11 protein-coding genes are annotated in these 13,404 nt (G+C 67.9%); 6 read left to right on the top strand and 5 right to left on the bottom strand.

Translation table 11 applies throughout. The features are described 5' to 3' along the window. Positions 1-6 precede the first annotated feature (6 nt). From sucB to BEP68_RS08080, 3 genes are all read right to left on the bottom strand, one after another. Entirely contained in the window at positions 7-1,803 is a 1,797-nt protein-coding gene (gene sucB / locus BEP68_RS08090) for a 2-oxoglutarate dehydrogenase, E2 component, dihydrolipoamide succinyltransferase (protein ID WP_187249686.1), read from the bottom strand. A gap of 67 nt (positions 1,804-1,870) precedes the next feature. Beyond that, positions 1,871-3,244, bottom strand: a complete 1,374-nt coding sequence (lpdA, locus tag BEP68_RS08085; RefSeq protein WP_187249685.1) for a dihydrolipoyl dehydrogenase — start codon at positions 3,242-3,244, stop codon at positions 1,871-1,873. A 2-nt stretch (positions 3,245-3,246) separates the two neighbouring features. Next, positions 3,247-4,722, bottom strand: a complete 1,476-nt coding sequence (locus tag BEP68_RS08080; RefSeq protein WP_053096266.1) for a leucyl aminopeptidase — start codon at positions 4,720-4,722, stop codon at positions 3,247-3,249. A gap of 103 nt (positions 4,723-4,825) precedes the next feature. Here BEP68_RS08080 and BEP68_RS08075 point away from each other — a divergent pair, with 103 nt between their 5' ends. From BEP68_RS08075 to BEP68_RS08065, 3 genes are all read left to right on the top strand, one after another. Further along, a complete protein-coding gene (locus BEP68_RS08075) occupies positions 4,826-5,767 on the top strand; it encodes a proteasome assembly chaperone family protein (RefSeq protein WP_053096264.1) in 942 nt (313 codons plus the stop codon). Between the two features lie 167 nt (positions 5,768-5,934). Next, on the top strand, positions 5,935-7,167 hold the full coding sequence (locus BEP68_RS08070) for an RNA polymerase sigma factor (RefSeq protein WP_053096261.1): 1,233 nt from the start codon (positions 5,935-5,937) through the stop codon (positions 7,165-7,167). Continuing rightward, positions 7,167-7,859 (top strand): coenzyme F420-0:L-glutamate ligase, encoded by a 693-nt coding sequence (locus tag BEP68_RS08065; RefSeq protein WP_053096259.1) that lies wholly within the window; start codon positions 7,167-7,169, stop codon positions 7,857-7,859. The genes BEP68_RS08070 and BEP68_RS08065 overlap by 1 nt, the downstream gene beginning before the upstream one ends. A 75-nt stretch (positions 7,860-7,934) precedes the next feature. Here the strand turns inward: BEP68_RS08065 and BEP68_RS08060 are convergent, their stop codons facing one another. After that, complete coding sequence (locus tag BEP68_RS08060) at positions 7,935-8,951, bottom strand: sugar-transfer associated ATP-grasp domain-containing protein (protein ID WP_187249684.1); 1,017 nt, start codon at positions 8,949-8,951, stop codon at positions 7,935-7,937. 79 nt (positions 8,952-9,030) lie between these two features. Between BEP68_RS08060 and BEP68_RS08055 the strand changes: the two genes are divergently transcribed. Further along, positions 9,031-9,738 carry an alanine racemase gene (locus tag BEP68_RS08055; protein WP_230101208.1) on the top strand — a complete coding sequence of 236 codons (708 nt, stop codon included), beginning with the start codon at positions 9,031-9,033 and terminating at the stop codon, positions 9,736-9,738. Beyond that, positions 9,735-10,775 (top strand): alanine racemase, encoded by a 1,041-nt coding sequence (locus BEP68_RS08050; protein WP_187249683.1) that lies wholly within the window; start codon positions 9,735-9,737, stop codon positions 10,773-10,775. Before BEP68_RS08055 ends, BEP68_RS08050 begins: the two co-directional genes overlap by 4 nt. A gap of 54 nt (positions 10,776-10,829) precedes the next feature. Here BEP68_RS08050 and BEP68_RS08045 read toward each other — a convergent pair whose 3' ends face one another. Next, positions 10,830-11,042: a hypothetical protein gene (locus BEP68_RS08045; protein ID WP_042540282.1), complete on the bottom strand. Its 213-nt coding sequence runs from the start codon at positions 11,040-11,042 to the stop codon at positions 10,830-10,832. Positions 11,043-11,224: 182 nt separating this feature from the next. Between BEP68_RS08045 and BEP68_RS08040 the strand changes: the two genes are divergently transcribed. Next, positions 11,225-13,327: a type IIA DNA topoisomerase subunit B gene (locus BEP68_RS08040; protein WP_410054839.1), complete on the top strand. Its 2,103-nt coding sequence runs from the start codon at positions 11,225-11,227 to the stop codon at positions 13,325-13,327. The last annotated feature ends 77 nt before the right edge of the window (positions 13,328-13,404 follow it).

The raw sequence follows: 13,404 nt of genomic DNA, 5'->3' as shown, positions 1-13,404 counted from the left end.
CGGTGGTCAGGCTCCGAGCTGAGCGGCGAACTGCGCCGACTCGAGGCGGGCCTTCACAGCACCGAGGAAGCGTGCGGCGTCTGCTCCGTCGATGATGCGGTGGTCGTACGAGAGAGCGAGGTACACGTACGAGCGGACGGCGATCGCGTCTGCGCCGCCGACCTTGACGAGACCGGGGCGCTTGACGACCGTTCCGGTGCCGAGGATCGCCGACTGCGGCAGGAAGACGACCGGAGTGTCGAACAGCGCGCCACGCGAACCCGTGTTGGTCAGCGTGAACGTGCCGCCGGCGAGCTCGTCGGGCTTCAGCTTGTTGTCGCGCGTGCGTGCCGCGAGGTCGGCGATCTCATGCGCGATCTCGGCGATGTTCTTCGACGCGGCGTCGCGCAGCACCGGCGTGAGCAGACCGCGCTCGGTGTCCACGGCGATCGAGACGTTCTCGGACTCGGGGTAGACGATCTGCTCGCCGTCGACCGTGGCGTTCACGATCGGGAAGGCACGCAGAGCCTCTGCGGCAGCGAGGGCGAAGAACGGCAGGAACGACAGCTTGTCGCCCGTCTTCTCGAGGAAAGACGCCTTGACGCTGTCGCGGTACTCCGCCAGAGCGGTCACATCGACCTCGACGACCGTCGTGAGCTGTGCGGTCTGCTGCATCGACTCGACGGCGCGCTTGGCCAGAACCTTGCGCAGGCGCGACATCGGCTGCGTGGTGCCACGCAACGGCGAGACCTCGAGCGGAGCGGGCGCAGCAGGGGCGGCCGCAGCGGCGGGTGCCGCCGACGCGCTCTCTGCGGCCTTGAGCACATCTTCCTTACGGATGCGTCCGCCGACGCCGGTACCGGTGACACTGGCCAGGTCGACGCCCTGCTGCGAAGCCAGACGGCGCACGAGCGGGGTCACGTACAGGTTGTCGTTCTCGGTCGGGAGGGACAGCTTCTGCTCGGCCGGAGCCGGAGCCGGAGCCGCCGCGGGCGCGGGCTCGGACGGCGCGGCCGCCGGGGCGGGGGCGACAGGTGCGGACGCACCCTCGCTTGCCGGAGCCTGCTGCACGGGGGCTTCTGCCGCGGGAGCAGCAGGTGCCTCTGCCGCAGATGCGGGAGTCTCGGTGGGAGCGGCAGGAGCCTCGGCGGCCGGAGCCTGCGCAGCCGGTGCGGCGGCGGGAGCTGCTCCAGAACCGACACGAGCAAGCACAGCGCCGACCTCGACGGTCTCGTCTTCGGCGGCGACGATCTCCTGCAGCACGCCGGCGACGGGCGAGGGGATCTCGGTGTCGACCTTGTCGGTCGAGATCTCCAGCAGGGCCTCGTCGACCTCGACGGTGTCGCCGATCTGCTTGAGCCAGCGGGTGACGGTGCCTTCGGTCACACTCTCGCCGAGTTCGGGGAGGACGATGTCCGTAGCGTCGCCTGCGGGGGCAGCGGCCGGGGCAGCCGCGGCAGCGGGCGCAGCTTCGGCAGCAGGAGCGGGCTCCGAGGGGGCCTCGGCCTGCGGTGCTGCAGCCTGAGGCGCCTCCTCCGCGGCGGGCGCTGCGGCTGCAGGAGCATCCGCGGCAGGAGCAGCGGCGCTGCCGTCGCCGATACGCGCGAGGAGCGCGCCGACCTCGACGGTCTCGTCCTCGGCGACGAGGATCTCCTCGATCACACCGGTGACGGGCGAGGGGATCTCGGTGTCGACCTTGTCGGTCGAGATCTCGAGCAGGCCCTCATCCGCCTGAACGGTGTCTCCCACCTGCTTGAGCCAGCGGGTGACGGTACCCTCTGTGACGCTCTCGCCGAGAGGGGGGAGGACGACGGATGTGCTCATGACTGAGTCTCCTTCAGGAAGTTAAATGACGCGTGTCTAGCTTAGTGAACTGTTCACCGGTTGGTGTTCAGAGGGCGTGCAGCGGCTTTCCGGCGAGGGCGAGGAAGGCTTCACCGAGCGCCTCGCTCTGTGTGGGATGCGCATGGATCAGGGGGGCGATGTCCTCGGGGTGGGCCTCCCACGCGACGGCCAGCTGGCCCTCGGTGATGAGCTCGCCCACTCGGTCGCCGAGCAGATGGACACCGATGACGGGCCCGTCCTTGAGCCGGACCACCTTCACGAGGCCGGCTGTGCCGATGATCTCGCTCTTGCCGTTGCCGGCGAGGTTGTACTCGTACGCCACGACAGCGTCGGCGCCGTGCTCGGCGACGGCAGCCTCCTCCGTGACGCCGACCGAGGCGACCTCGGGGCTCGAATACGTGACCTTCGGGATCTGGATGTCCGGGACGTGCGCGGGGGAGAGACCGGCGATGCGTTCCGCGACGGCGATGCCCTGCTGGAAACCGCGGTGAGCGAGCTGCAGACCGGGCGTGATGTCTCCGACGGCCCAGAGCCCGGGCACACCGGTGCGCAGGTCCTGATCGACCGTGACGAAACCACGATCGAGAGTCACGCCGGCCTCTTCGAAGCCGAGGTCGGCCGTGACCGGACCTCGTCCGACCGCCACGAGAAGGTAGTCGGCGGTGAACTCCTTGCCGTCCTCCAGCGTGACGGTCACCGAGCTGTCGTCCTGCGTGGCGCTCTGGTAGCGGATTCCGAGGGAGTACTGGATGCCGCGGCGGCGGAACGCCCGTTCGAGGCCCTTGCTCATCGCGATGTCCTCGTTGGGCACCAGGTGCGGCAGCGCTTCGATGATGGTGACCTCGGTGCCGAACGAACGCCAGACGCTGGCGAACTCCACGCCGATCACGCCGCCGCCGAGCACGAGCACGCGCTCGGGGATCACGTCGAGCGACAGCGCCTGTTCGCTGGTGAGGATCCGCCCGCCGATCTCGAGTCCCGGGAGGGTCCGGCTGTACGAGCCGGTGGCGAGGATGACATCGGCGCCGACGTAGACGTCGTCGCCCACGCTCACCGACCGGTCGGCGTTCAGGCGACCGAAGCCGGCGACGGTCGTGATGCCGCGGGCCTTCACCAGGCCCTCGAGGCCCTTGTACTTCTTCGCGACGATCCCCTCGCGGTATGCGCGCACCCCGGCGGGGTCGATTCCGTCGAGGGTCGCGGAGATGCCGACGTGGGCGGCGTCTCGCACATGCTCGGCGACCTCGGCCGCGTGCAGCAGCGCCTTCGTCGGGATGCAGCCGCGGTGCAGGCAGGTGCCGCCGACCTTGTCCTTCTCGATGAGCGCGACGGACTTGCCGAGCTCGCTCGCACGCAGAGCAGCGGCGTACCCGCCGCTGCCTCCGCCCAGGACGACGATGTCGAAGGTGTGCGTGGTCATGGTCATGCCTCCTTGTGGGATGCTTCGGCGAACGCGATGATCGACCGGACCATCGCTCCGGTGGGGCCCTTGTCGGTGAAGCCGTACGGTGCGCCGTTGTGCTCGCCGGAGCCGGCGATGTCGAGGTGCACCCACGGGATGCGCGGGGCGTCCTTCTCGTCGGAGACCCGGCCGACGAAGCGGCGCAGGAAGAGGCCGGCGTACGACGCGCCACCCATCCGATCGCTCATGTTGGCGTTCTGCATGTCGGCGATGGGGGAGTCCAGCGAGTCCTCCATGTAGGCCGGGAGCGGCATGTGCCACGCGAGCTCATCGGCGGCGTCGGCGGCGGCGAGGAACTCCGCGACGGCGTCGTCGTCACCGAACACGCCGGTGTGGCGGTGCCCGAGAGCCATCACGATCGCTCCGGTGAGAGTCGCGACGTCGATGATGACGTCGGGGTTCTCGCGGCTGGCCGCGACGAGGCCGTCGGCCATGACCAGGCGCCCCTCTGCATCCGTGTTCGGAACTTCGACGGTCGTGCCGTCGAGGATGCGGATGACGTCTCCCGGACGCAATGCACGACCTGACGGCATGTTGTCGGTGATGCAGAGCCAAGCGGTGACGTGCACGGGCAGGGCGAGAGCGGCGATCGCCCGCAGTGCTGCGACGCTCGTCGCGGCACCGGCCATGTCGAACTTCATGCCGACCATCGAGGCCGCCGGCTTGAGCGACAGCCCGCCGGTGTCGAACGTGATCCCCTTGCCGACGAGTGCGATGTGACGTGTGGCGTTCGCGGGTGCGTAGTCGAGACGGACGAGGCGCGGCGGCCTGTCGGAGCCCTGCGCGACGCCGAGGATACCGCCGAAGCCCTGTTCGGCGAGCGACTTCTCGTCGAGGATCTCCACCGAGACATCCGCCAGCCCGTCGACGCTGTCGGCTGCGCTCTGTGCGAGCTGGGCCGGGCTCTGCCACTCGGCCGGGACGAACACGAGATCCTTGATGAGGGCCATCGCCTCGCCGACGGCGATGGACCTGGAGAGTGCGGACTCGTCGAGGTCGGCATGCAGCAGGACGGAAGACGCGCGGGTCTTGCCCGACTCCTTGCGGTAGCCGTCGAACCGGTAGCCGCCGAGCACGGCGCCCTCTGCGGCGGCGGCCGCGAACTGCTCGAGACCGGGAGCCAGGGCCACCGAGACCGTCTCGAAGCCGGTCAGAGACCGGAGGGCTGTGCCTACGGCGTTGCGCACGGCGGAGGCATCGGGCTCACGGCCTACGCCGACGACGGCGAACGGCAGGGTCGTGACCTCGGGGGCGTAGGCCCGCGTGAACGACGAGGCCGAGCCGGTGTGGCCGACGGCCTGCAGGGAGTCGGCGAGTCCGGGGTAGCCGGTCAGCGACTCTGCGGAGTCCGAGATCTCGGGGATGACGAGCACTGCGGCGTCTGCAGCGCTTCCTGGGAACTGATCTGAGGTGCGCGAGAGCGCGGGAAGCGTCATACCTCCATCCTAGGAGGGTCGCGCGCCCGGGCGCCGAGCGGGTGTTCGCTCTCAGCTTGAAGGTCACCGCCCGGCCGTCCGAAGCTGCTCGTAGCATTGACTCATGCCCTTCTCCGGAGAGATCCATGAACGTGTAGCGAACGCACCGGTCGTGCCGCGCGGACTGCCCCTTGTCCTGCTCCTGACGGGTTTCACCGACGCAGGCAGCGCCGTCTCCGGGCTCATCGAGCACCTTCGCGAGACGACGTCGCCCGAGCCGATCGCCGTCTTCGACAACGACGTGCTGCTGGACTACCGCGCCCGCCGCCCGGTGATCTCCTTCGACCAGGATCACCTGACCGAGTTCCGTCCTGCCCGGCTGGAGCTCTCGCTGGCGACCGACGCCCTCGGCCAGAAGTTCCTCCTCCTCGCCGGTTACGAGCCGGACTTCGCCTGGAACGAGTTCGCGCGCACCGTGCTCGAACTCGCCGACGAATTCGAGGTCTCCGGACTCAACTGGGTGCACTCGATCGCGATGCCGGTCCCGCACACCCGCCCCATCGGCACGACGGTGAGCGGCAACCGCCGTGAGCTCACCGTGGCTCACTCGGTATGGCGCCCGCGCACCCAGGTGCCGGCCACTGCGGGGCATCTCCTCGAATTCCGCTTCGCGGAGCACGGCGAGCGCGTCGTCGGGTTCGTGCTGCTCGTGCCGCACTACCTCGCCGAGACCGAGAACCCCGACGCCGTGATCGCGGCAGCCGAGAAGCTGATGGCCGCCACGGGCCTGGTCATCCTGCTCGACGAGGTGCAGGAGCGCCGCCAGGACTACCTCACGCGCGTCGACGACCAGGTGCTGGGCAACGATGAGCTGCAGCAGATGGTGCAGGGGCTCGAGCGCCGCTACGACGCGTATATGGCCGGTCGTGATCCTGAGGACGGGTCGTACGACGAGGGCGGATTCAACGAGCGCGACCTGCCGAGCGCGGACGAGCTCGCCGCAGAACTCGAGCGCTACCTCGCCTCGCGCCCCAGCGGCGACGAGGACAAGCCGGGTCGCGGCTGACATCGAGCGAGCGAACTTGGGCGGATTGCACCTGCATGCCCACACGTGTGCGATACTAGGACTCTGACCCGTTGTCAATCGATCTTTCCGGAGATCGGACTTGACAAGGGTCTTACTAGTGTCCGAAATGCTCCGGGGCCTGCGAGCGGCCCCGTGAAAGGCGAAACGTGACTCCTGCCACGACGAAGAAGACCCGGACGAAGAAGACCGCCGACGCTCCCGAGGTCGATGCTCCGGTCGAGGAGGCCGCTGAGAAGCCGGCGCCCAAGACCGCCGCGCAGCGTGCCGCTGCCAAGCGCGCGCCCGCGAAGAAGAAGAAGGCCGATGACATCGTCGAAGACGACGAGACTCCTCCCGCCGCAGAGCCCGATGAGGACGATGAGGACTCCAAGCCGAAGTTCACCGAGCCTCTGCCCACGGGAGCGATCGTCATCTCGTCGAACGACGACGAAGACGTGCCCGTCTACTCCACGCAGATCACCGGTGCGACCGCCGACCCTGTCAAGGACTACCTGAAGCAGATCGGAAAGGTCGCCCTGCTGAACGCGGCCGAAGAGGTCGAGCTCGCGATGCGCATCGAGGCCGGGCTGTTCGCCGAGGAAAAGCTCTCCACGATGACGGCCGCCGAGAAGGCCAGCCAGCTCGGGCTCGACCTGCAGTGGGTAGCCCGCGACGGTCAGCGCGCGAAGAGCCACCTGCTCGGTGCGAACCTCCGTCTCGTCGTCTCGCTCGCCAAGCGCTACACCGGCCGCGGCATGCAGTTCCTGGACCTGATCCAGGAGGGCAACCTCGGTCTGATCCGCGCCGTCGAGAAATTCGACTACACCAAGGGCTTCAAGTTCTCGACGTACGCCACCTGGTGGATCCGTCAGGCGATCACCCGCGCGATGGCAGACCAGGCCCGCACCATCCGCATCCCCGTGCACATGGTCGAGGTCATCAACAAGCTCGCCCGAGTGCAGCGCCAGATGCTGCAGGACCTGGGCCGTGAGCCCACGCCCGAAGAGCTCAGCCGCGAGCTGGACATGACGCCCGAGAAGGTCGTCGAGGTGCAGAAGTACGGCCGAGAGCCGATCTCCCTGCACACGCCTCTCGGTGAGGACGGCGACAGCGAGTTCGGTGACCTCATCGAGGACACCGAGGCAGTGGTCCCCGCGGATGCCGTGGGCTTCACGATGCTGCAGCGTCAGCTGGAGCAGCTGCTCGACTCGCTCTCCGAGCGTGAGGCCGGTGTCATCCGGATGCGCTTCGGACTCGGCGACGGACAGCCCAAGACCCTCGACCAGATCGGTGACACGTTCGGCGTGACGCGTGAGCGCATCCGTCAGATCGAGTCGAAGACGATGGCGAAGCTCCGCCACCCGAGCCGCTCGCAGTCGCTGCGGGACTACCTCGAGTGATGCAGGCGAACGAAGGCAAGGCGCTCGAGGCGAGCGTCGACGGCAAGAACTACGCGCGCATCCCGCTGCGGACGCGCGTCGTCATGCCGAACGACGACCTCGACTCCGTCGTCCTGGAGTACGCGAAGGAAGCTGTTCAGCCCGGTGACCTGCTGTTCGTGACCGAGAAGATCGTGGCGATCACGCAGGGCCGGTCGTACCGGCTCGACGAGATCACGCCCCGTCCGCTTGCGCGCTTCCTGTCGCGATACGTCGTCCGCACCTCCTACGGCATCGGTCTCGGCATGCCCGAGACGATGGAGATGGCCCTGCGCGAATGCGGCACCCTGCGGATCCTCTTCGCAGCCGGCGTCTCGGTGATCACCAAGGCCTTCGGGCGTCGCGGTGACTTCTACCGCATCGCAGGTGACAAGGCACGCGCCATCGACGGCCCGACGAAGAACACGATCCCGCCGTACAACCAGGCGGTCGTCCTCGGACCGAAGAACCCGCGTGAGGTGGCCCTCCGTCTGAAGAAGATGCTCGGCGGCGACCTCGAGGTCGCCGTCGTCGACATCAACGACATCGGCGGCAACATCCTCGGCTCGACGCTCGACAAGGCGGGGGAGCGTCGGCTCGTCCAGATCCTGGGCGACAATCCTCTCGGCCAGGCGACGCAGTCGACCCCGATGGGGATCGTCCGCGAGGTCTGACCTCCGCGTGAGCGACGCCTCAGCAAGAAGGGCCCGGATGCTCAGCATCCGGGCCCTTCTTCATGCCTGCCGCGGTCAGAACCCGATCGCGGCCTGGTAGCGCGGCTTGTGCCCTGTGCGGATCCCGGTGACGCTCGGCTTGTTCTCGTACACGCCGGCGCCCCAGTTGCCCTCGACGAGCACCGGACCGTCAGGCGTGACCACGACATCCCAGCCGACGTACTGGATCTGCGGTACGACGCGCGCGACCTGGTCGACGAACACGCGGACCTCGTCCATCATCGGCAGCTGGAAGTCGGCGATCGGGAAGCCGGAGTCCGGGTGCGTGACGTGCACGTGGCCGTGAGAGTCGTATCCGGATCCCACAGAGTGACCGTTCTCGTCGAGCATCGTGTAGAAGCCGCCGAAGCTCATCTGGTCGCTCACCGCTCCGCGTCCGAACTTCTGGGCCATCGCGAGGATGTGCGTCTTCTCGCCATCGAAGAATGCGGTGATGCGGGTGGTGTTCACGGTGCCGGGGCACACGGCCGCGAGGTCGGCGTGCTGGCGGATGACCTCTTCGACGAGGACCTGCTTCTTCGAGAGCAGCTCGGCGTGGAACGCATCCCAGTCGGTCACGTCGGCGGCGTGGTAGCGGTGGACACCCGTGCCCGCCTGGCCGTGCGTCTCCTTCACGACGATCGTGCCCTGGCGCTCGGTGAATGAACGCAGCTCGTCTGCGTTGCCCTGCGTGATGAGCATCCACTCCCTCTTGAGGAAGGCATCGAAGACGGCGTTGAACTCTGCCTTGTCATGGAACAGGTGCCGATAGTCGGGGTGGTCGTACTTCTGCGAGATCTCGTTCGACACGGGGTGGGTCATGAACGTGTCGCGCTCCGCCTTGGTGAGGATCGCGAAGTCGTAGTCGATGTAGTCCTGGAACCCGACGTTGTGGCGGCCCGCTGACCACAGCATGTCGACGACCACGAGGGGAACGGCCTTGCCGTGCTGAGAAGACGCCTCTTTGGCCCTCTCGATGACCGAGGCGACGTCGATGCGGCGAGCACGCGCCAGCAGATAGCGGACGCGGGGCGCGAGGGAAAAGCGTGACATGGATCTCCAAGTTCGGGGTCCCCTCCAGTCTACGGTGGGTGCGTGGAGCATCCTGAGAAGGCGGAGCTAGGCTGGAAACGTGTGTGAGAAGACATCCAGCTCCCGCCCGCGCGCGATGATCTCGCGGTCGGCGCTCGCGGTCGCATCCGCTGCCGCCGTCGATGCAGGGGGACGCGTCGCCGACCTCCGCCGCGATGCCTGGGGGCATGGGGTGCTCTCCGTCGCACACGCGGTGGTCGCCGCCGGTGCGGAGGCCGTGCTGGTCGACCATGCCGAGGAGGTCGAGGCCCTGGCTCTCGAAGGCATCGACGCCGTGACGACCGGCGCACCGGATATCGACCCCTTCCTGCTCTACGGGCTCCCCGATGCGGAGGGAGCACTGAGCGCGAGGCCGGTCATGCGGCTCGTCGGCAGAGTGCTTTCCACGAAGCCGCTCAGGGCCGGAGACGCGGTCTCCTACGGCTACACCCATCGAGTGGCCCATGACACGACGGCCGCACTCATCACCGGCGGCTACGCCCAGGGGATCGTGCGCGCGCTGGGCAATGCCGCCCACGTGGAGATCGACGGTGTGCAGCGCCCGATCATCGGGCGTGTCGCGATGGATGTGTGCGTGATAGATCTGCAGGGATCCGCCGCCGTCACCGTGGGCGCCGAGGCCACCTACTTCGGAGGTCGCGGGCCGGCCGCTCCCGGGCTCGCCCGATGGAGCGCCGTCACCGGACTCACGATCGCCGAGCTCGTTACCGTCGCGGGTGCACACGCGGAGCGGGGGTGGGAGGCATGAGTCGGCCGGAGCTGCGGATCGACACCGACCTGTTCCGAGCGAACATCCGCGCGGTCCGCGATCGCATCGCCCCGTCGGAGCTCATGGTCGTCCTCAAGGACGACGCGTACGGTCACGGACTCCGGTGGGCCGTCGAGGCGGCGAAGGACACGGGCGTCGAGTGGTACGGGTCATACGACGTCCGAAGCGGGGTCGAAGCACGACGCGTGCTCGGCGACACCGGTCGGATCTTCGCGTGGGTCACCTCGACGGACGAGGAGATCGACGACGCGCTGCGCGCCGACATCGACCTCGGCGTCGGATCGGCGGAGTACCTGGCGCGCATCACCGCCAGGGCTGCGCATGCCGGCGCGCGGGCACGTATCCACCTCAAGATCGACACGGGGCTGCATCGCAACGGTCTGCTCCCGGCCGAGTGGGAGCGCACCGTCGCCGATGTGCGCGCGGGTGAAGCGGCGGGACACCTCGAGCTCGCCGGGATCTGGAGCCATCTCGCCGAGGCGAGCGACGACGAGGACGACGATGCTCAGGCCCTGTTCCTCGATGCCGTCCGTGTCGTGGAGCAGTCAGGACCGACGCCCGAGGCGCTGCACCTGACGGCATCCGCTGCGTCCTGGTGGCGGCCGGAGCTCCGGGGCTCGCTGTCTCGGATCGGGGCGTTCTGCTACGGCGTCCGCTCGGCGGAGGGACCCGACCTGCCGGGTGTCACGCCGGTGGCCGAGCTCACGGCGACGGTCCGGAAGATCGTGGACGGGAACGCTCAGGTCGGCGTCGGGTCGTTGGACGGCATCCCGTCCACTCTCGCAGGAGCAGACGTGGGCACCCCGGGCGGATCTCGCGAGCTGCTGCGGATCGACGAGACGACGTCGCTGGTCCAGGGGTGGCCGGGGATGCAGATCGGCGACTCGGTCTGGCTGTTCGGCGCGGGCGAGCACGGAGAAGCGAGTGCGACGACCCTCGCCGAGCGCGTCGACACCGTCGGCGAGGAGATACTCACCCGGCTCACGAGCCGCGTGCGCCGGGTCACCACCCCTTAACGAAGGCGGAGCCCGTCTGATGACGGGCTCCGAGGCGGATCGAACCGCGACCGATCAGTCGATCAGTCGTGCGGTCTCGTCGTGCCAGCTCGTTGCGATGCTGCGGAGCTTCTCTTCGTACTTGCGACCGTGGTGGGCGCAGAACAGGAGCTCGGATCCGTTGACCTCGGCGGCGATGTAGGCCTGAGCGCCACATGAATCACAGCGATCCATGGCGGTCAGGCGGAACTCGACGGCGGAGGTCTCACGTTCGGTCGTTGCGTTCATCTCGGGGCCTCCTTGAGTGTCGGGTTCGCTGGCTGGGCGTGTTCAATACAACCACGCTGGGGCTGTGTGCATGCCCGGTTTGCGGCGTGTTTCGCTCAGCGCGTACGCGCGGGTGCCGTACTGAGGGCTCCCGGGGAGTGTCTGCGGCTGGTGGAGAGGCATCGCGAATAGACTCGGAGATTGTGACCGCCGAGTATTCCGCCCATCATCTCCAGGTGCTCGAAGGGCTCGAGGCCGTCCGCAAGCGCCCAGGTATGTACATCGGCTCGAACGGATCCCCGGGCCTGATGCACTGCCTCTGGGAGATCATCGACAACGCCGTCGACGAGGCCGTCGCGGGCAACGGCTCGAAGATCGACATCATCCTGCATGAGGACGGCAGTGTCGAGGTCCACGACCGCGGTCGCGGCATCCCCGTCGACGTCGAACCGCGCACCGGTCTCACCGGCGTCGAGGTCGTCTTCACGAAGCTGCATGCCGGCGGCAAGTTCGGTGGAGGCTCTTACGCGGCATCCGGTGGTCTGCACGGTGTGGGCGCCTCTGTGGTGAACGCCCTCTCGGAGCGGCTCGACGTCGAGGTAGACCGAGGTGGCAAGACCTATGCCATGTCGTTCCATCGCGGCGAACCCGGACTCTTCGCCGACAAGGGCGAGAAGCGGCCGGACGCTCCGTTCACCCCGTTCCAGGACAAGAGCGAGCTGCGGGTCGTCGGCAAGGCGCCGCGCGGCTCGAGCGGAACACGTATCCGATATTGGGCGGATCACCAGATCTTCACGAAGGATGCCGCGTTCCAGCTCAACGACCTGGTGACTCGCGCACGTCAGACGGCGTTCCTCGTCCCAGGGCTGGAACTCGTGATCCGCGACGAGCGCGCGGCCAACGGCGCCGAGGTCGAGGGCCAGCCGATCGAGACGTCCTACCGGTACGACGGCGGCATCTCGGAGTTCGTCGAGTACCTCGCGAACGACGCTCCCGTCACCGACACCTGGCGCATCCAGGGCGAAGGCACGTTCAAAGAGACAGTGCCGGTGCTGCAGGCCGACGGCCACATGATCGCCACAGAGGTCGAGCGCGTCTGCGCCGTCGACATCGCGATGCGGTGGGGCACCGGCTACGACACGACCACGCGGTCGTTCGTCAACATCATCGCGACCCCCAAGGGCGGCACCCACCAGCAGGGCTTCGAGCAGGAGCTGCTCAAGGTGCTGCGCTCGCAGGTCGAGCAGAACGCACGTCGATTGAAGGTCGGCAGCAACGACAAGCTCGAGAAGGACGACGTCCTCGCCGGGCTCACCGCGGTGCTCACGGTGAACGTCCCAGAGCCGCAGTTCGAGGGCCAGACGAAGGAGATCCTCGGCACCCCGGCCGTGCGTCAGATCGTGGCCCAGGTGCTCCGGAAGGATCTCGGCGCCCGATTCAGCTCGACGAAGCGCGACGACAAGAGCCAGTCGACGCAGCTGCTCGACAAGGTGGTCGCGGAGATGAAGGCACGAGTCTCCGCTCGTGCCCACAAGGAGACCCAGCGCCGAAAGAACGCGCTCGAGTCCTCGACCCTTCCGACCAAGCTGGTCGACTGCCGCACGAACGAGGTGGAGCGCAGCGAGCTGTTCATCGTCGAGGGAGACTCCGCGCTCGGCACAGCGAAGAACGCACGGAACAGCGAGTTCCAGGCGCTGCTGCCCATTCGCGGAAAGATCCTCAACGTCCAGAAGGCGTCGGTCGGCGACATGCTGTCGAACGCCGAGTGCGCATCGATCATCCAGGTGATCGGTGCGGGCTCCGGCCGCAGCTTCGACATCGACGCCGCGCGGTACGGCAAGGTCATCCTGATGAGCGACGCCGATGTCGACGGCGCGCACATCCGCACGCTCCTGCTCACGCTGTTCTATCGCTACATGCGGCCGCTCATCGAGCATGGCCGCGTGTTCGCCGCGGTGCCGCCGCTGCACCGCGTGATCGTGATGAATCCGGGCTCCAAGCCCAACGAGACCATCTACACCTACAGCGAGCAGGAGATGCACGCCCTTCTCGCCAAGCTCCGCAAGTCGGGCAAGCGGTGGCACGAGCCGATTCAGCGTTACAAGGGACTCGGCGAGATGGACGCGGAGCAGCTCGCCACGACCACCATGGAACGCGGCGGCCGCCTGCTGCGCCGGGTGCGCATGGAGGATGCCGAGGCGGCGGGTCGCGTGTTCGAGCTGCTGATGGGCAACGAGGTCGCGCCTCGACGTGAGTTCATCATCGATTCGTCCGATCGCCTCTCCCGGGAATCGATCGACGCCTGATCGTTCAGCGCCTCAGCGCCAGAGCCGCGCGGTAGACATCGAGCAGCGCGTCGCGGTGGGCGCTCGGCAAGCGGCGT

Origin of the sequence: Microbacterium sp. 4-7 (assembly GCF_014332665.1) — a bacterium.
Taxonomy (GTDB): domain Bacteria; phylum Actinomycetota; class Actinomycetes; order Actinomycetales; family Microbacteriaceae; genus Microbacterium.
The sequence above is the reverse complement of the archived record's forward strand: the minus strand, read 5'-3'. Positions and strand labels throughout refer to the sequence as shown.